Source organism: Maridesulfovibrio salinus, from assembly GCF_055394525.1.
In genome coordinates this window covers 812,115-830,660 of sequence record NZ_AP042461.1, presented here as the reverse complement: position 1 = coordinate 830,660, position 18,546 = coordinate 812,115, and the positions used below count along the sequence as shown (strand labels likewise).

General features: G+C 47.0%; 14 protein-coding genes. 2 read left to right on the top strand and 12 right to left on the bottom strand.

Translation table 11 applies throughout. From position 1 onward, the window contains the following. Positions 1-247 precede the first annotated feature (247 nt). The 8 genes from ACZ5PW_RS03660 to ybaK all read right to left on the bottom strand — a co-directional run bounded on the left by ACZ5PW_RS03660 (position 248) and on the right by ybaK (position 9,550). The gene (locus tag ACZ5PW_RS03660) at positions 248-478 is read right to left on the bottom strand and encodes a hypothetical protein (RefSeq protein ID WP_464558056.1); all 231 of its coding nucleotides are present in this window, start codon (positions 476-478) and stop codon (positions 248-250) included. A 174-nt stretch (positions 479-652) separates the two neighbouring features. Next, positions 653-2,716 carry a ribonucleoside triphosphate reductase gene (locus ACZ5PW_RS03655; RefSeq protein WP_464558055.1) on the bottom strand — a complete coding sequence of 688 codons (2,064 nt, stop codon included), beginning with the start codon at positions 2,714-2,716 and terminating at the stop codon, positions 653-655. Between the two features lie 582 nt (positions 2,717-3,298). Further along, positions 3,299-3,709: a MarR family winged helix-turn-helix transcriptional regulator gene (locus ACZ5PW_RS03650; RefSeq protein WP_464558054.1), complete on the bottom strand. Its 411-nt coding sequence runs from the start codon at positions 3,707-3,709 to the stop codon at positions 3,299-3,301. A gap of 20 nt (positions 3,710-3,729) precedes the next feature. Then, positions 3,730-4,473: an urease accessory protein UreH domain-containing protein gene (locus ACZ5PW_RS03645; protein WP_464558053.1), complete on the bottom strand. Its 744-nt coding sequence runs from the start codon at positions 4,471-4,473 to the stop codon at positions 3,730-3,732. Positions 4,474-4,768: 295 nt separating this feature from the next. Continuing rightward, positions 4,769-5,890, bottom strand: coding sequence for an amidohydrolase family protein (locus ACZ5PW_RS03640; protein WP_464558052.1), 1,122 nt, complete (start codon positions 5,888-5,890; stop codon positions 4,769-4,771). A gap of 141 nt (positions 5,891-6,031) precedes the next feature. Beyond that, positions 6,032-7,429 (bottom strand): outer membrane homotrimeric porin, encoded by a 1,398-nt coding sequence (locus ACZ5PW_RS03635; RefSeq protein ID WP_464558051.1) that lies wholly within the window; start codon positions 7,427-7,429, stop codon positions 6,032-6,034. 304 nt (positions 7,430-7,733) lie between these two features. After that, complete coding sequence (locus ACZ5PW_RS03630; protein ID WP_464558050.1) at positions 7,734-8,645, bottom strand: AraC family transcriptional regulator; 912 nt, start codon at positions 8,643-8,645, stop codon at positions 7,734-7,736. A 434-nt stretch (positions 8,646-9,079) separates the two neighbouring features. Beyond that, positions 9,080-9,550: a Cys-tRNA(Pro) deacylase gene (gene ybaK, locus ACZ5PW_RS03625; RefSeq protein ID WP_464558049.1), complete on the bottom strand. Its 471-nt coding sequence runs from the start codon at positions 9,548-9,550 to the stop codon at positions 9,080-9,082. Positions 9,551-10,040: 490 nt separating this feature from the next. Here ybaK and ACZ5PW_RS03620 point away from each other — a divergent pair, with 490 nt between their 5' ends. Both ACZ5PW_RS03620 and ACZ5PW_RS03615 read left to right on the top strand, forming a co-directional pair. Next, the gene (locus ACZ5PW_RS03620) at positions 10,041-11,549 is read left to right on the top strand and encodes a sodium-dependent transporter (RefSeq protein ID WP_464558048.1); all 1,509 of its coding nucleotides are present in this window, start codon (positions 10,041-10,043) and stop codon (positions 11,547-11,549) included. 3 nt (positions 11,550-11,552) lie between these two features. After that, complete coding sequence (locus ACZ5PW_RS03615; RefSeq protein WP_464558047.1) at positions 11,553-11,648, top strand: MetS family NSS transporter small subunit; 96 nt, start codon at positions 11,553-11,555, stop codon at positions 11,646-11,648. Positions 11,649-11,851: 203 nt separating this feature from the next. On the opposite strand, the gene ACZ5PW_RS03610 is transcribed toward ACZ5PW_RS03615, so the two are convergent. The 4 genes from ACZ5PW_RS03610 to ACZ5PW_RS03595 all read right to left on the bottom strand — a co-directional run bounded on the left by ACZ5PW_RS03610 (position 11,852) and on the right by ACZ5PW_RS03595 (position 18,543). Continuing rightward, complete coding sequence (locus ACZ5PW_RS03610) at positions 11,852-13,828, bottom strand: HD domain-containing phosphohydrolase (protein ID WP_464558046.1); 1,977 nt, start codon at positions 13,826-13,828, stop codon at positions 11,852-11,854. A 77-nt stretch (positions 13,829-13,905) separates the two neighbouring features. Next, positions 13,906-15,150 carry an HlyD family type I secretion periplasmic adaptor subunit gene (locus ACZ5PW_RS03605; protein ID WP_464558045.1) on the bottom strand — a complete coding sequence of 415 codons (1,245 nt, stop codon included), beginning with the start codon at positions 15,148-15,150 and terminating at the stop codon, positions 13,906-13,908. Between the two features lie 59 nt (positions 15,151-15,209). Then, a complete protein-coding gene (locus tag ACZ5PW_RS03600) occupies positions 15,210-17,585 on the bottom strand; it encodes an ATP-binding cassette domain-containing protein (protein ID WP_464558044.1) in 2,376 nt (791 codons plus the stop codon). A gap of 10 nt (positions 17,586-17,595) precedes the next feature. Beyond that, positions 17,596-18,543 (bottom strand): hypothetical protein, encoded by a 948-nt coding sequence (locus tag ACZ5PW_RS03595; RefSeq protein WP_464558043.1) that lies wholly within the window; start codon positions 18,541-18,543, stop codon positions 17,596-17,598. Positions 18,544-18,546 lie beyond the last annotated feature (3 nt).

Here is an 18,546-nt window from a genome sequence, read left to right as displayed (position 1 = left end):
TTACAAAAATAATTAGACATGCCAGAATCAGTGACTCCGCTATAACAATTCTTTATTTATTTTGTATTATTTTAGTAAATGGAATGCGAATTTATAATTCAATTATATAATACGCAATGAAGATATCCAGTTTGAAGTCTTAGTGATCAATCACTGCTTTACAATTTACATATATAAATAGAATCAAAAATCAAAAGACCCCGCTCTGTACTTACAGAGCGGGGTCTTTTGAACCATTATAGATTATCTATTTTGATTTATTATAATCTTCCAACAACCCTGACATTCTGTTCAACACCTCTCCGCGCTCCTGCGCCACCTTCTTCCACTTTTTTTTCTCGCTCTTCAAGGCTTCAATGGTGTGGAGAAGGTCCTGAATAGTGTTCGCCGGATAGCCATGTTTGGCAAAATTACCCTTGCGTAACTCCTCATCATTTCTCTGGCGCAAAGCGCGCAACTGGCTGGCGGATAATATCATAGTCTTTTTTTGTTACGGGTTAGCATTACCTGTGAATCTACATCCGGAACTCACCTAAAGCAAGTTCAACCCGGAAGGACAGTCCTCCAGAAACAACAGGCCCGGAGGATTGATCCTCCGGGCCTGTCTACTTTCAAAGATATGTAACTGGTCCTGATCAAATCAGGTCCGGAACTACCTGTCGCAGGAGCATGAATTGTAGCTGTACTCGGTTCTTTCGCGGTACTCTTCCTGCTTACCCTTGTTCCAGCGGTTTACAGGACGGTAGTAACCTACAATTCTGGTATAGACCTCAGCTTCCTTGCCGCACTCGGGGCAGTCAAAGTGCTCACCGTAGATATAGCCGTGGTCCTCGCAGACAGAGAAAGTCGGAGTCACCGAGATATAAGGAATCTTGGTGTTAGTCATGGCTTTGACGATGAAGTTCTTCAACGCGGTGGTGTCGGGGACAGCTTCACCGAGGAAAGTGTGGAATACTGTGCCGCCGTTGTAGAGAGTCTGCAGATCGTTCTGATGCTCAAGAGCGTAAACAACATCTTCAGTCGATCCAACAGGCAGAAGGGTGGAGTTGGTGTAGTAAGGGACACTGTCACCGGAACTGTAGATATCGGCATAAAGATTCTTGTCGATCTTCGCGAGGCGATAGCAGGTTCCTTCACCCGGTGTGGCTTCGAGGTTGAAAAGGTTTCCGGTCTCTTCCTGAAACTCGACGGTAAGATCACGCAGGTGGTGAAGAACACGCTGCATGAGTCTGGAACCTGAAGGGGTATCAATGCCTTTGCCAAGCAGGTTGTGGCATGCCTCGTTACCGCCGATCAGACCGATAGTGGAGAAGTGGCCCTTGAAGCCGTTCTTGAGGTAACGCTGGGAAAAAGGAAACATTCCGTTTTCAAAGTTGGCACTAACCAGCTTGCGTTTGTATTCAAGAGAATCTTTGGCCAGAGTGGAATACTCGGTGATCAGATCAAGGAAGTCTTCCTCGCCCTGAGCAAGGTAAGCCAGCTTGGGCAGGTTCAGGGTAACAACACCTATGGAACCGGTAAGGTCGCCGGCACCGAAAAGACCGCCGGTCTTTTTGCGGATTTCGCGCAGGTCCATCTGCAGACGGCAGCACATGGAACGCACATCTTCCGGATTCAGATCGGAATTGATGAAGTTCTGGAAGTAAGGTGCTCCGTATTTTGCGGTCATCTGCAGAAGAAGTTCGCCGACTTCGCTTTCCCAGGGGAAATCCGGAGTTACATTATAAGTGGGGATAGGAAATGAGAAAATACGGCCGTCAGAGTCGCCCTCAAGCATAACCTCAACGAAGGCCCGGTTGATCATTTCCATTTCCTCTTGGTATTCGCCGTAGGTGGTATCCTGTAACTCACCTCCGATGATAACCGGTTCGTCAGCAATATGCTTGGGAGGAACGAGGTCAAAGGTAAAGTTGGTAAACGGACTCTGTCCACCCCAGCGGGAGGTGGTATTCAGGTTGAAGATGAGCTTCTGGACAATCTGTTTCACCCGCTCGTAATCAAGGCCGTCATAGCGGATAAAGGGGGCCAGATAGGTATCAACGTTGTTGAAAGCCTGTGCTCCTGCCCACTCATTCTGGAGTGTTCCGAGGAAATTTACCATCTGCCCGGTGACAGAATCAAAATGCTTTGCCGGCGCTGAAGAGCAGCGGCCTTTAAGCCCGAAACCATCCAGCAGAAGATCACGCAGGGACCATCCTGCGCAGTATCCGGCAAGACCGAATGAAAGATCATGTATATGAAAGTAGCCGTGTTCGTGGGCAAGTCTGATCTCTTCAGGATACTTTTCCAGGCAGTAGCGAGCCTGAACTGCTCCTGACATGTGCAGCATCAACCCCTGAAAGGAGTGCCCCATATTGGAGTTCTCGTTGACCCGCCAGTCGGAACGGTCCAGATAGCTTTCGATTGTACCTGCGATATCAAGGTATGTTTCGTCCTGTCTGCGCAGTTCACGTCTCTTTTCGCGGTAAATGATGTAGCGTTCAGCTACGGAATACAAGCGGTTTTCCATGAGTACGAGCTGAACCATGTCCTGAACCATTTCCTGTTCCGGCACATCGACTTCAGCCAGCTTTTCCTCAACCTTTCTGCCGAGACGTTTACTTAAAAGAGGGTCTTTGATTCCACTTGCTTTAAGCGCTTTGAAAATAGCTTCTGAAATACGTTCAGTGGACCAGGACTCGAGACAACCGTCACGTTTGAGAATTTGTTTGGGCATTTAACTACCTGTTAGAATGTTGTCCGTACACAACCCTTCACGCCAGTCAAAAGGACGCAGTATAGCTTGACAGATCTCCGACTGCCTGAGCGGGGATTTCAAATATCCCTGAAGAATGTGTACTTAAGGCGCGGGTGCCCGGAAGGCCTTCCCGCAGGACTTTTGAAACCGGAAGATGTCAGAAACACGAATTCCGGTCAGTTTGAAATTACCTGCCTCCGATGGGCAGGCATGCTTCAGGCCGGGGTGCTGGCTTTACAGCGGCAGAACCGCCCCGGAACAAACCGGGTTCCCGCAAATTCTTTTCAAATGCTCAGAAAGCGGAAAAGAACTCCTGAAGTGCTGACGACTGAAAGCAGTCTAACAAACTTCCGTTCACGGTCAACCCTTTCTAGACTTTTTCAGGACAGACCGCCGTCATCCCTTGCGGCACTAGGCACGAGCCACAAGCTACAAAAGTTTTCCACAGATGTTCTTATCATGTTCAAAATGAGATAAGCTTATGTTTTAAAATATCATTTGGCTTACCGGATCAACAAAAAACGGGCATGATCTGCTTAGTCATACCCGTCACTTTTTTTCTTAAAATGCAGCATTCATTTTATCAATGCAACCGAGTAATATTTCCTTCTCATCTTCCGTGAACCCCGAAGTCAGTTCCTCTATCAGTCTGAGGTGCAGACGGTCATGCTCTTCAAACATTTCCTGACCTTTTTCAGTAAGCTCAACCATAATCGAACGCCGGTCTGTCTGATGCGGTTTGCGGACAACAAACCCCTTGGCTTCCAGTTTATCCACCAGAACCGTAAGTGTCCCGGTCGTGATTCCCATGCGCTGGGCCAGCTCCTTCATACGCATAGCCTCATGAATGCCCAGTACTTCAAGGGTATGCATCTGTGGAAGAGTCAATCCTTTCTCACGGACCACGTCATGTTCCCACGAAGAAAGCTTTTCATAGAATTCTATTACGGCATGATTGAGCTTGTTAAGCACTTAGACCTCACCTTTCTGAATTATAAAGTTGAATAGCTGTATACGGCAAAACCGATTGTCATCAATCCGGCAGTTCTCATCACAAGCGGCTCAACCCAATCCTGCCCAAGGGTACGCACAAAAGTGGCCGCACGGAAAATGGCATAAATTACTGCGGCAAGGGCAAGTCCAGTTCCCAAAGCGTAGGAGGCAAAAACAGCCGTGCCTTTGAAAACGCTGCCCGAATCGAGTGCATACTTATACATGATTGCTACTGTCGGGCAGGGGACAATCATATTTACAAACCCGATGGAAAACAGTCCCCAGAAGGTCACACTGCGTAGAGCCGAGTTTTTACCGCTTGCGCTGCACGCACATCCTGAACAATGGGCGTTATGCCCGTGGTCATGAGAATGATCATGGTTATGCTCATGATGATGCCCATGATCGTGACTGTGGTCATGGCTATGCAGTATCTCAGGCTTAATGATCAGCACCCCGCCAAGCAATACCAAAATCGCCATAGTGACTATATCCACGATGTATGTCAGTGATTCAGGGATGGTCAAGGAAATAGACCCGAGAGTAAGGCCAATGAGCAAACATGCCAAGGTCGTTCCCATTATAAATGCAGTAGTCAATGACAATACCCTTTTCCCATTCTTTTCCCCGTACACAAAGGGAGCAAGCACCAGCCATGAATGTCCGCAGGGATTGACACCATGAATAAGTCCCAGAAACAGGCTGGACTGAACGGCAACCCAGAAAATTGAATCTAATTCCATTTGGACCTCACATAATTTGAAATTAATATATTTTGATTTACAAATTAAATTGCAATCAAACTTCTCTCCTATAATTTAATTTGATTGTCAAACTATATTTTGAGATGAAACGAATTTATGCCAGCGGGCTTGAAGAAAAGTCAGATGAATTTTGAGGTTAGGCAGGATTAAAATGTCACGGAATGCTAAGACGTTGTTAAGTCCCCATATTTATATTTTCAGACACATAAACACAGAGTAGACCTTACCCGCAGCCTCCTGCAGGTTAAAATTCTCATCCATACTGCATACAACCCTAATTTATCTCCACACGATAGATTCTTCGGGCGTTCTTATAAGCTATCTTTTCGGCTACTTCAGAAGGTAACTGGCCAAGCACCACTCGATTCAGAAAAACCAGAACCGGATATTCGTACCAGAGCTTTTTCATGTGCGCATCAGTAGCGCTCAAGAGCCTGTCCTGATATCTGATCAATATTTCTTTCCATTCCGGCTTAAGAACCATTCCCTCCATCATTGCCGTCCCTGTCTTTTCAAGCTTGCGGTCATCCCTGAAATTATCCATAAGAACAACCTTCTTTGATATGGTCATATACACATTCGGATGGCGCTCAAGAAATTCAGCAACTTGCCCGGGAGAGCCAAAGGCCATGTGCGGTATTATAAAAATCTGATCCGGCCAACGCTCATATAATTTGTGAAATCGGTGAAAATCTCTTTCCGGGGCATAAACCTCGAAATGAGTCATTAAAGGAACATCCTTTCCGGACAACCGGGTCAGAAGTTTTTCCGTCCCCGGCAGCGAAGGGTCGGTATAGCGTTCACCGGAACGGTATGAGGCTCCACTTTTCTTATCCCCATGTGTATATAGAATTTCACCCACAAAGCGGTATCCGTATTTATCAATCCCTTTAACGGTTGCTTCGATATAATCGTCTTCAATATCAATTTTGTGTCTGAAATACTTTGGTGCTCCGGTTATTATTAAATCATGATTTGCAGAGGCTAGACGCCTGACTTCCCTTTCATTTTGACCCAGCCTTTTTCTGCTGCGGGCAAATAAAGCAATCCAATCCACGCCACTCTCTCTGACCAGCCTGACAGCCCTTTGCATGTTTACCGTTTCATCAATCTGACTCATGGCATCAAAATATAGCCCGTCATAATAAGGCAGCCCTTCAGGAATCGGCTCTCCTTCATTCAAAAGACATTTTGCATAGATCTTATCCGCTTTAAGCCACCGCCTGTTCTTTTTGGGCGTGATCCCTTTTTCAATCTTCTTTAGCAGGCCAGCCCCTAGCCGCGACTGGAGACAAGCCTTCATTTCCGGGCTGAGACCACTGTACGCAGGATACTCTGCAGCACTACAAAATGAACTGAAAACAATAATAAAGGTGACAATCAAAATAGCTCTCATAGTTTTTTCCGCCTGTTTTAAGCAAAGAATACACTTTCTGAAACAAACAGACCAGAATCCTCTCCCGGTTACTCCAAACTGAAAAGGCCGGAGACTTTCGTCTCCGGCCAAAGGTATCAGGCATGATTAAACCGGGTTTCTTTAGAAAGAATAAACCAGACCCAGTGCAAACTTGAGTGCGGGGTCGGATTCACCGGCGCGGGTGGTGTCGTAGTTTTCCCAGGTGTCCTCATCGAGGTCCATGTTGATGTAGCCGAATTCGACGATAGCAGCCAGTTCATCATAGATCTGGTAGTTGGTATTCACGTCGATTTCGAAAGCCTGATCTTCATCAGTCAGAAACATGCCGTTGGCAGAGATATTGGTAAGGGTGCCGGGGGCAGCGTTCTTGATCAGATCAGCATCGTTGGTACCTCTGATGTACAGGAAGTGAACATCGTGGGTCAGTTTGTCGAAGAAGGAAATATCTTCGAAAGAAAGACCGAGAGTCCAGAAACCTACCTGCTGGTTGCTGTCCAGATCAGTAGAGGTAAGATCGGAACCACCGAAGTAGTAAGTACCGAATGCCCAGTCATTGTTTACAACAGCCAGTCGTTCGGAACCGTTATCGGTTTCATCATCTTCACCGGAGGTGTAGGCGAAGAGAAGTTTGGGGGTTACATAATCCAGACCGGTGTAAGCCAGATTGGCATCCATGCCCCAACCGGAGCGATCGTTACGGTCCTGATCTGCATCAATGGCACCGTAAACAAAGTCAGCGTTGAAAACGATGGGATCAAACATGTTCAGGGTGAAGGAAGTACCGCCCCACCATGCAGTTGCATCGTCAGTGAAGTTAGTTGAACCGGGAGCGGTCAGGCCTTCCTGGCCGGAGATTCCGTTGTAGGTATCTTTACCGATAAGACCGTACATGAAGTAGGGGGTAGCTTCGATACCGTCAAGGGTTACCGGAACTGATGCGTAGAACAGGTCAAGTTCATCAGCGGAATTCATTCCGGTGGTGGTGAAGCCTGAGCTGTCAGTGGAGTTCTTGTCATAGGCACGGATGTAACCGACAGATACGCCCACTTCATCAGTGATGGGGGAGCTTACGACCATAGCACCGGCATCGATATCAGCCAGAACCATGTTGCCTGCAGCTGCTCCGGGCAGGTTGATAGAGAAAATACCTGCTGTAGTCATTACTTCGGTACCGGGATAGCGGTACTGAATGAACATTCTTTTGATTCCCAGATCACGATCGGAAGATTCAGAGTTCAGATCGGAATCGGAACCACCCACACGGGTTTTATATTCAACGTACAGTTCGCTCATGAGGTTTTCATTTGCAACAAAGCGGAACTGTGTACGAGCTCTAAAGTAGAAGTTAAGGTCATCTTCCTGCTGGCCGTTATTGTCGGCAGCCAGAAAATCACTGTTATCCATGAGGTTCATCTGGAACTGGAACTTTCCTTTAGCCTCAATATCAACCGCGGATGCGGTGCCGGCCAGTCCGAGCACCAAAGTGGTGAGGATGGCAAGCATTACCAATTTTTTCATGATTTTACCTTCTTTTGCTGATTTGGTTTCACACCGAAACTCCTGACACCTTCATCTGCTCCCGGGAAAACAGTTTGGAAACATGTCAGAATCAACCCGTTGACAAATCTGCTTCCATTATGCTTTCCCTGCTCCCGATTTTTAGAATCGGGATATGAGCTTTCATTTTCAATTACGCTCAGCAAAAAAAGAATGCTTGAATATTATTGTTGGAAAACCTGAACAAAATTGCTTCGTGTTAAAAATTACTCTAATTATTGCTTCTTAAGCAATATTTACCAACATAAATAACCGAAAGTAAAAATCACGATATTTTTTCAAGGTAAGCTCTGGGGTTGATTCCATATTTTTTCCTGAACACCCTGCTGAAATGACTCTGGTCGCTAAAATTGAGCTGATGGGCAATTTCAGTAATGGACCACTTCCCCTCCAACAACATTCTACGGGCCCTTTCAAGCCTTCTGGTCAGGAAAAACTGGTAGGGAGTGGAGCCGGTTTTTTCTTTAAAGACCCGTGAAAAATAGTATTTGCTCATTCCTATTTCGTCCGCCAGATCTCCCAGAGTAAGATTAGCCCCAAGATGCCCCTCCATATAATCCACAATTCTGGACAAATGGTCAGCGGACAGTCTTCCGGACTCCTTCCCGGACCTTTTATCCGGAATATCTGCATAGCCCGTCACATAGTGAACGGCCAGTGCTGTGGTCAGAGAATCTACAAACAGTGAGCCGTTCGGTCCTCCCGCTTCAGCTTCGGCAATAAGCGCCTCGGTAAGAGCTCGCAATTGAGGATCATTGACGCTGAGTGCGGCCCGGAAACCGACATTATCGCTCAATGGTTCACCGTTTACGGCATTCAACAGCCGGGACTGATCAAGACCTACCTGCACGAACTCTCTCGGCTCTTCACTCCTTGCGGACACTTTAAAATTAGCGGGCCTGATGTGCATATACCCCGGAGCGGCTGTCACCTTATGTATCTTATTATCCCGCACAACCTCCATTGAGGACGGGCCGTCCACCAGCAGGGAAAAACAATGGAACGGAGTGGAAAATTCTTTTAAGTCGAAGCAGTATACCCTTGCCCGCTGAACAGCCACCCCATTCCAGTGCAATCCCTCACTTGATGACAACTGCTCATAGCTTTCTCTCACAACGGCCTTTTTATCCGACATATCGTGTGGCCCGTGCAGTAGATTCTTATTATTTTCATTCATAATTTAATCCAGAATTATCTGTTCCTTCATTTCCCGGGAAAGCAACTCAGTAAAACACATTTCTAATCAAACGATTGTTTTTTTGTTTCTCGTGATCATCTTATGTGTCAGTACAGTTACACACTTGAACATTATTGCCTAATTTCCGGAACAATCTTGCTCAGAGCCCTCACTGAGTCAATTTGTAAACTGTAAAAAGATGTTTAAGTGTTCCGGTGAGGATTAACATCAGCAGAAAATATGAACCGGAAATTCAGAATAATAATATGTACCGTTAAAATACGTAAAAGAACTTAATAAATAACGGGAGGGAGAAAAAAGAAAGGACGAACATAGCCAACCTGAATTTATAGGCAGCAGGGAAATCATGCACCGAAGCACAGGCCTGGAGTCCGCGGTACATTTATACCTAAAACTTTAGAACGAGGCGCAAATCAACGGGATATGAGCCCAAACCCGGCCCCAAGCAATGAAGAAAGGTCCCGGGGAGAAAGCTCAATATCCAACCCCCTGCGCCCGCCACTGACGTAAATTGTCTCATAATTTTCTGCAGAGGAATCGATTATTGTCGGTAATCTTTTTTTCTGCCCCAAAGGACTAACTCCACCTACGACATAGCCGGTGGTTTTCTCAACCACTTTGATGTCTGCCATTGCAAGTTTTTTAACACCTACTGCTTTGGCAAGGCTCTTCAGATCAAGCCGTTTCATTACAGGAACTATTGCAACAAATAAATTCTTTCCGTCAGCAGTAACCAATGTTTTGTAGACAAGGTCAGGGTCGACGCCAAGCTTATCCGCAGCTTCCTTTCCGTAAGCCTCGGCAGAAGGGTCGTGGTCGTACTCATGGATTTTGAACTTAATTTTTTTCTTCTTAGCTATTTTTATTGCGGGAGTCATGGACATGGAACCTACTCCCGAACCGAAAATCTGGCAACTTCAGAATAAGTACAGAATGCTCCCCAGACTTATAACAGCGCAATTAAACATTTTCGTATTTCAAATTATTTAACCACATTTTAAGCCACATGCTCAAAAACAATCCATAATAAAACTCTATCATTAATTTATGATATATTTTTTGTCTGGACATTTATCGTGATAAATGTTTTGCATTCGCATTCTGTTCCCGCAATTGATCATCATTTAGCACCCTGAATGGTGTTAACACCTCACTCCCGGGCCTTAATTAAAACGCCCCTTCCTATCTGTGAAATCCTGCTAATGCTCTAGTTAATACCTGCTATTGCCCTGAACGGCACAGCACCCCATGAGTTGATCAGATACAAGGACTGGAACAGTCTCATAACCGGGAGTTGTTTCGATCATTTATATATAGTCGTACCGATTTCGGACAGAGTTCCGGCTTCGGATTTATCTTCAAGGAGTTTTCAACATGCAAAAGAGAGAAACATGGGGGTCCCGCACCGGCTTCATTATGGCCGCAGTCGGTTCCGCAATCGGACTGGGAAACATCTGGCGTTTTCCATATATGGTTTATGAAAACGGAGGGGGAGCTTTTCTGATCCCTTATTTCGTTGCCCTTCTGGCTGCGGGTATTCCCTTCATGATTCTTGAGTTCGGTCTTGGTCAGCGCTTTAAAGGCTCCGCCCCCAAGGTTTTCGCATCTATTTCCAAAAAATGGGAATGGCTGGGCTGGTGGCAGGTAATGGTTTCATTCATTATCACGACTTACTATGTGGTCGTCGTTGCCTGGGCCATCAACTATTTCATTCTGGCTTTGTCCCAGGGCTGGGGAGAAGTTCCCAAGGAATTCTTTTTCAAGGACTTCCTCGGACTGACCGACTCACCTATGGATATGGGCGGAATTCAGTATTCAATCCTCGCCGCAACCGCTGCGGCCTGGCTTCTCACCTATGCTGCTGTTTTCACAGGTGTAAGGAGTGGTATTGAAAGGATTAACAAGATTTTCATGCCTGTCCTTTTTCTGCTGGTGTTTGTCTTCATCGGCAGAGGCCTCATGCTCCCGGGGGCAGCCGAAGGGCTGAACTGGCTCTTCAAGCCGGACTTCGGGGCACTTGCAGACGGCAAGGTCTGGGCTGATGCCTTCGGTCAGATTTTCTACAGTCTTTCAATCGGCTTTGCCATTATGCTTTCCTACGCCAGCTACCTGCCCAAGGACTCGGATATAAACAATAACGCCTGCATGACCGTATTCATCAACTGCGGATTCAGCATCATCTCCGGGATAATGATCTTCAGTGTGCTTGGCTACATGGCTCTTCAGCAGGGAGTTCCGGTCAGCGAAGTCGCCGGATCAGGGGTCGGACTTGCATTCATCACCCTGCCCACGGCTATCAACCTGATGCCGGCGCCGGTTTTCTTCGGGACCCTGTTCTTCCTTGCACTTTGCGTAGCAGGACTCTCCTCCATGATTTCACTAAGTGAAGTTGTAGTTTCCGCACTTATCGATAAAACAAAAGTATCCCGCAAGATTGCAGCCACAATATTCTGTGCGCTCGGTTTTCTTGTCAGTGTTGCCTTCACCACAGGCAGCGGACTTCTTCTGCTTGATATAGTTGACCATTTCATCAACAACTTCGGCATTCTCATCGGCGGATTCATTGAAATCATATTTGTTGCCTGGTTCTGCAAACTTGATGACCTGCGCATTCATGTAAACATGACCTCGGAGATCAAAGTTGGCGCACTGTGGATAAACAGCCTCAGATTCATGGTTCCCGCAATGCTCGGATTCATGCTGATCTCCAACTTCATAAATGACCTTTCTAAAAACTATGGGGGCTATTCAACGGAAGCCACCATAGCTTTCGGCTGGTCTACCATGGTCATCTGCCTCATATTCGCACTTATCTGCGTCCGCAGGGATTACGGTTTTGCCAATGTAACGGGTGTAAACAGAAACTTCCTTAAAAGGAGTTAGAAAATGACCACCAGCGCACTTATCATGATGCTGTTCGGCCTGGGAATTACCTGGGGCGGCGCCATAGCATGCTTTCGTATTGCTTTCAAAAACAGCTGATTTCAAATACGGATCGAATTAACAATTGTAATCCGGTATTGATAAAAAAATACCGGATTACATTTTAATCAACACTGAAACTGAACTTACTCTGAGAAATCAGAACTTCAGTGTATCCCACAAAATATAAAGGGTGTGCTCCTTGAGGAACACACCCTTTTTGTTATTTAAGCCCTTCTGAGGAAGCCCCGTTTCAAGCCCGGCTAAAAGTCCACGTTATTGGCCTGAAGGATTTCCCTGCCTGCCTGTGTGTCAATAACCGCTCCGAGAGCATCAATCACCGAGCTGTCATATTTTTTATCAGCCATGCTCTGAAGAATTTCAACAGCCTCATGCGCTGTCTTGGCCTTTCTGTAGGAACGTTTCTGAACCAGAGCACTGAAAGTGTTTGTTACCCCCAGTATTCTGGCCAGCAGTGTAATCTCCCGGCCTTCGAGTTTGTTGGGGTAACCGCTTCCGTCAAGATTTTCCTGCATCTGCCAGATGGTCTGGGTAATCGGCAGGTCAAATTTGATTCCTTCCAGAATATTACAGGTATGCTCAATGTACTTCTGTGTCTCAAGGATTTCCTCTGGCGTAAGCTTGCCTTCCTTCTCCATTATTTCCTTGGGAACAAATGTCTTACCAACCTGCGAGAGGATTGCTGCGGCCTCAACCGTGGCAACCTCTGCATCGCTCAGAAGCAGGGCCTCGGCAATTTCAATGGCCATTGTGCGCATAAGCGAGGTGTGTCCATCGAGAAACGGAACATTTTCTACAGCTCTTACAAGGGCATCAATCACCTGCTGGCGAACTTCAATACTTTTGGTAGCCGCTGATTTTTCATCCGTCACGTCCCGATAAACTGTAAGAACCCCCTCTTCGTCACTGGAAATATTGCAGGGTACGCATTCAATCTGCATGGTCAGCTTGCGCGAGCCACGGGTCATCACCATTTCGTGGGTGTACTCCGACCCCGACATGGCCACCATCTGATCGCCATGTCCCAGAGTTTCTGCTTCATCGCTGTCAAACACACGGCTGTCGGTCAAACCTTTGATCTCGTTTGCACCTATTCTTACAAAGTCAGAAAAAGCCTGATTGCAAAAAACATATTCTCCGGTCTCACTTTTTTTCAGACTGACAGGCTCGGGCAGTGCCGAACTGACCCTTTTTAACAATGAAGCCTGTTTTTTAAGAGGCTTGAGTTCCTCTTCCAGACGGCTGCTTTTTGCATGCAGTCTGCTTGTGGAATTGAGGAATCGGAGAGTCAGCGCAAAGAAAACAAGAAGGCCGAAACCAAGCCCTATGATAATAGCGCTGTAGGTCCTGTATTCTGAAAAGATTAGATCTATCCGGTCTTTTCCGGTTTCAATCATCACCCACCAGTGAATTGCCGGGATAAGCAGAGCAGAAGAATAGACCTTGCCGTCCATATCAATTCCGGTCCTGATACCGAAAGGAACAGAACTGATATTTTTGAAGGAGGCTTTCATCGTCTGCAGTTTCAATCTGTCAGGATATGTGAATACAATCTCCTCCGCCTGCTCACCTCTTTGCTGGATTAAATGGATACGGCTGTCGTACTCAAGATAATCCTGAGAGCTGAGAAATGAACGCAAGACGCTGTTCATTGGGATAGAGAGGACCAGAACTCTTTCAGGCTCCACTGCGGCTGACTTTGCGTAAGCCGGAAACACAGGAAGATACAGGTCTGCCACCAGTGCGCCTTCACTGTTCCTAAGCGGTTTGAAAACAGATGCTCTGCTGCTCAGGACCTTATTTATTGAATCTTCATCACGGGGAGGAACAGCTACTTCAGGCAAAACAGAGGCTGCCAGCAAAGTGCCGTCCTTTTCGAAAAGATATCCGGCAATGAACCCGGAAGCTTTGACGAAGTTTTTAAAATCCTCGTGTGAATCTTCCGCTTCTTTCTTGTCCCGGGAGTTAAAACCTTCTACGGCAGAGCGAAAGATTCTGGATCGGGCAAGCTCGCTTCCCCGGGTAACATAAGCCACCAACTGTGCGGACAGGAGCTCCGCCTCATTCTGAATTACCGAGTTCTGATAATGCTTAAGCTCCGAATGGACTGTTTTTTTATTATCTTCCCACAGTTCATCAAGAGAATAAAAAGCTCCATACCCCAGCGCAAGCAAAAGCCCGGCAAGGAGCAGGTTCTTTAAAGTGAATACCTGTTTCATTTTTTTCCTGATTCTATCCCACATATTCAAATCCTGTATGTGCTAAAACGAACATCTGTGATTGCAGTCCAGACCTTTTACCTTGTCCCGTGCTCGGACAGAGCACCACGCATTCCACGGGTTATCGGGGAAAGCAGATACTCAAGAACACTTTCCTCTCCGGAAAGAATATTGACCTCGACAATCATGCCCGGCAGAAAATCCTTCGCCTTGTCCGCATCTTCCTTGATGGTGTCAAAGATCACCCTGTAATACCATGTGCGAGTCAGATCATCGTAATAGGTCTTGGCGGAGATATTGACGATTCTGGCCCGGAGCATTGTGTCATCTGAAAATTCATAGGAAGAAGGCCTTATCTTGGCCAGCATTCCATTCCAGATCTTGGTTCGGTCGCTGGGCTGGACTTTACCTTCAATACGTATTGAGGCGTCAGTAGGAACAATTTCCGCCAGAGCTTCGCCGGAACGCACAATACCGCCCACAGTATTGGCGCTCAGCTTATATATTGTTCCGTCAATAGGAGAACGGATTACGCTGCGAATTATCTGTTCATTGGCGGCTTTCAACTCTTCGCGCACTGCCTTCAGTTCAGAGCTGACCAGACTGATTTCCTCCCGTATATCGCGGTAGAAATCTAGCTGTTCCTGATTGATACGCTGTTTGAGTTCACGTATCTGCAGGGCGTATTCGTCCCGTTTATTATAAATCTCAGCTATACTGGTGGTAATTTTAGCCAGCTCTGTCTTGCGCTGAAGCAGGAGCTGCCTTGAACCGATTCCCTTCTTGACCATTGGCTCAAGAAGGTCATGCTGCTCTTTTAAAACCTCCTGTTCATCAAGAAGGTTTTCCACATGCTCCTCACTTGAAGAAAGAGCAGCCTTGGCCTGCTGGATCTGTGTTTTGAGAATATTGATCTTTTCTTCAAGAGCATCACGGCGGTAGCGGGCAAACTGCAGTTCGCTGAGTTCCTCGGGAGTCTTGGCGCCCTTCTCCAGGTCCTCCGGGGTATTATTGCTTTCTGCCAGCAAACGACTGAGCTTGGCCTGCAACTGCTTCATCTTGATCATGGATTTGTTGCGCTTCTCAGTGATATTGCTGTTGGCAATAGCCACAATCTCCTGCCCCTGCCTGACAGTATCTCCTTCCTCAACGAAAACCCTCTCGACAACTCCGCCCTCGAAATGGCCCACAATCTTATCGGTGAGATTGGTTTCCACCACTCCCTGAGCCCGCACCGTCTTCTCTATCTTGTTGTAGTGAGCCCAGAGAAGGAACACTACAATGAACAAAATGATCAGGATAATTACTAAAAAATTACCCATACTTTTTTCCAGCGACCACAACAGATTGCTTTTCCACGAACTGCCCATGAAGCGGTCCTTTAAGCCTGCTTTGGAGCAGGGCTGGAAAGTTTTTTGAGAATAGGATCACGAGGTCCGTCCGCTACTATTCGTCCCTGATCCACAACAATAATCCTGTCCACGACCTGAAGAATCTGCGGTCTGTGGGTTATCACGAATATTGACTTATCAGACATGGTCTGCCTGATCTGGTCGATGAGCATCTTTTCCTGCGCGGAATCCATGGAGCTTGTCGGCTCATCCAGCAGCAGAAGCGGCGGATCACCCACGAGAGCCCGTGCAACGGCAACAGCCTGTCTCTGTCCTCTGGACAGGTTTTTACCGCCTTCAAGGATAGGCATCTTGAGCCCCAGCGGATGCTTTGAAACAAATTTATCAATACCCGAAATGCGCAGAGCCTTACTCAGGGACTCCTGGGTCACGGTACGTGATCCCATCAGCAGGTTGAATTCGAGTGTACCGTGAAAGAGAACCGGAGACTGCGGAACGACCCCGGTAAACTGCCTGATTCTCTCGATATTAAGATGGGCCATGTTGTACCCATCCAGCATCAGTATCCCTTCACTGGGCTCAGCAAGTCCGGCAATCAGTTTTAGCAATGTACTTTTACCGCTTCCCATGGGACCGATGATTCCGACTTTTTCACCGGGCTCAGTTTTAAAGCTGACATTCTCTATGGCATAGGGAGCTTCCGGCTGATACCTGAATGAAACACTGTCAAAACTGACTCCACCACCAAGCTGCTGGATTTTAAACTGCCTTGTGTCGCTGGTCTCCTTTTCAAGCTCAATAATTCCTTTGAGATCCTTGAAAGAACGGCGCGCAAAAAGATAGGATGTAATCAGGTTGGAAACACTTGCGGATACAGCGATACACCTTCCGGAAAGAACCATGGTCGCCAGCAGTCCACCACTGCTCATACTGCCATCCTTGATCAGGAAAAATGCCACGATAAGAAGTGCGGCGGAGTTCATCTGCCCGAAAAAACCCGTTGTCATTGAACAGCGGGACTGAGCCAGACGGTACTTTGAAGCCATTTCCCCGGATTTTTCCACTTCCGAAGACCAGCGGGAAACAAACAAACGGGCCGCGTTGGTCGTCTTAATGGACTCAACACCGTTAAAGACTTCATTTAAAAAAGAAGTCTTACGGGACTGGAGAGTACTCTGAGCGGACACATTGGCATCAATGAAAAAACCGTAAACAATAGCCACAATCAGGACAAAAAAAGATGTGATTCCCGGAACGATAAAAAGCAGTCCGCTGTTCAGGTAGATGACAAAAAGGAAGAAAAACAGGAAAAAGAAATCAATTACACCCACAACAAGTTGAGTGGTGAAAAGGGACTTGATCCGGGAGAATTCCTGTACGGCATGGGCCAGATGTCCTGCCGATGAAGGTAGTCTTGAAAAAGTGGTATCCAGCACAAGAGAGAGAAGCTGCGGTTCAGCGTCCTGCTCAACCCTTAAAGCTGCTTTTTCCACAAGGGACGTTCGAACATTTTTCAGAATAAAATCAAAAGCCAGGACAATGACAGCGCCTGTAACCAGTACTCTCAGAGAATTCTCGGCCAGATTCGGCAGAATGCGGTCATAAAAAATCCCCATGAGAAGCGGTACCACTAGCGTGAAACAGTGGATTATTACCGTAGCCAGAATAACCTGCGAGTAAATGGGCCACATTCTGCTGACCTGCCCCATAAACCACATGAAACTCAAGAATGGTACACGGTCGGTTTCAAAAACCACCTTCAGCGAACAGGACCAGTTCCTAAAACAGGAAAGATCTGCCTTGCGGTTTCTGATTATCTCCTGCCTGCCGTTCCAGATAGACAGCCTGCGCCCGGCCTTCTCCTCAATTACGGCAAAGCTGCCATCGTCATATTGAACCAGCATCGGGAGTTGATCTTCATCAACTTTGTTAGGCAGAGGCTCTATGGATGATTCAAGACCCATATTGTCTGCCTGCAGGCGCAGGTATTCATTCAAAGGAGAAGAACTGCCAAGCTGCAGGGAATTGCCGCTGACAATAATACCGAAACGGTCAGCAATTTTTTTAAGGCAGGCTGCAATAGAGGTTCCCGCCTCTTCCACTGACGGTTGGGATACTTCACCTAAATCAGAAACGCCACTATCAACGCTTCCATTTTCTGCTTCACCCGTGACAGTTTTATGCTCTCCGGAGTCAGGTTCATCCTTTCGGTTGCCCAGCCCTCCTGTAGCATTGCCGGGGTTGGAAACATTTTTTCTTATTCCGGCTGCGGCATTAGCTTCGGCTTCTCCGTCAAATGTTTTCTCTCTGAAGCCCTGATTAGCAACAGAAGTTCCGGCTTTTGAACCGGCAGATTTTTGAGGCTGCTTTTCCTTACCGGATATAGATTTTTCTTTAGGGTCCAACAGGGTCACCTTAATTACCGACAGATATCTGCAGATCTTTTCCGCCACTCAATTTAGTGAATGTATCACCGACACTTACAACCACTTGGTTGGTCCCGGGAACACCATCGTTAAGCGCGCGGAACTTGATCTTTTTCTTGGGAATACGCCCTTCGGTGCTGACCAGTTTAATCAGTCCGTAAAGCCTCTTGAAGGACACGGAGTTGGACATGCTGGAAGAAACGCCATCATGATTCAAGGTCGCGGTCATCAGCAGACCTTTACTCATTATCTGGGCTTCATTGGTCTTAATCCACTGCAGAAGGTCGGTTCTGGTCTTGGCCTCAAGAGTGCTGGTAAGCTTGTTATAGAGAATAATTACCCTGTGCTGGTTGGTAATACCCTGAACCATTTTAGTAACAAAAGGCGGCGGAGCATACTCAGACTCAGTCTGAATTTTCTTTTCTTCCCCGGCCTGAGCTTCAAGTTTTTTAATCTTATCAAGGGCAGCCTGAAGCTTGGAAGCCAGCTCAGGGTCCTGACTTTTCTTCAGCTCCTGAACTTCCATATGGGCATTCCAGGCGGCACTTTCAGCCATTGCAACCCGCTTTTCGAGCATCTTCTTTTCTTCAAGGAGATCCTGCTTTTCACGCTCAAGCTTTTCGACATCCACTCTGGGAGGAGCGGGAGCAATCATGATCTCATCTTCTTTGAGTTCGGCGCTCTGGTTCATGGCTTCGGCAAGCTTGTCCATAGAAGAAGGTTTTTTCAGAAAGGAAAGATCCTGTGCGGCGGCAGCAAGAGTCTCAACCTGCTCCGTTGATGATGCCGCCCCCGGAGAGACTTCTTTTATGGCTATGATATAAGACAACGTACCTGTCACAAGCACCATGAGCAGGGTGAAAAACACCATCATCATGAGCACCGTGGAAAGTGCGTCAACAAACCCCGGCCATGGGGGACCGCTATCTACTGACATATC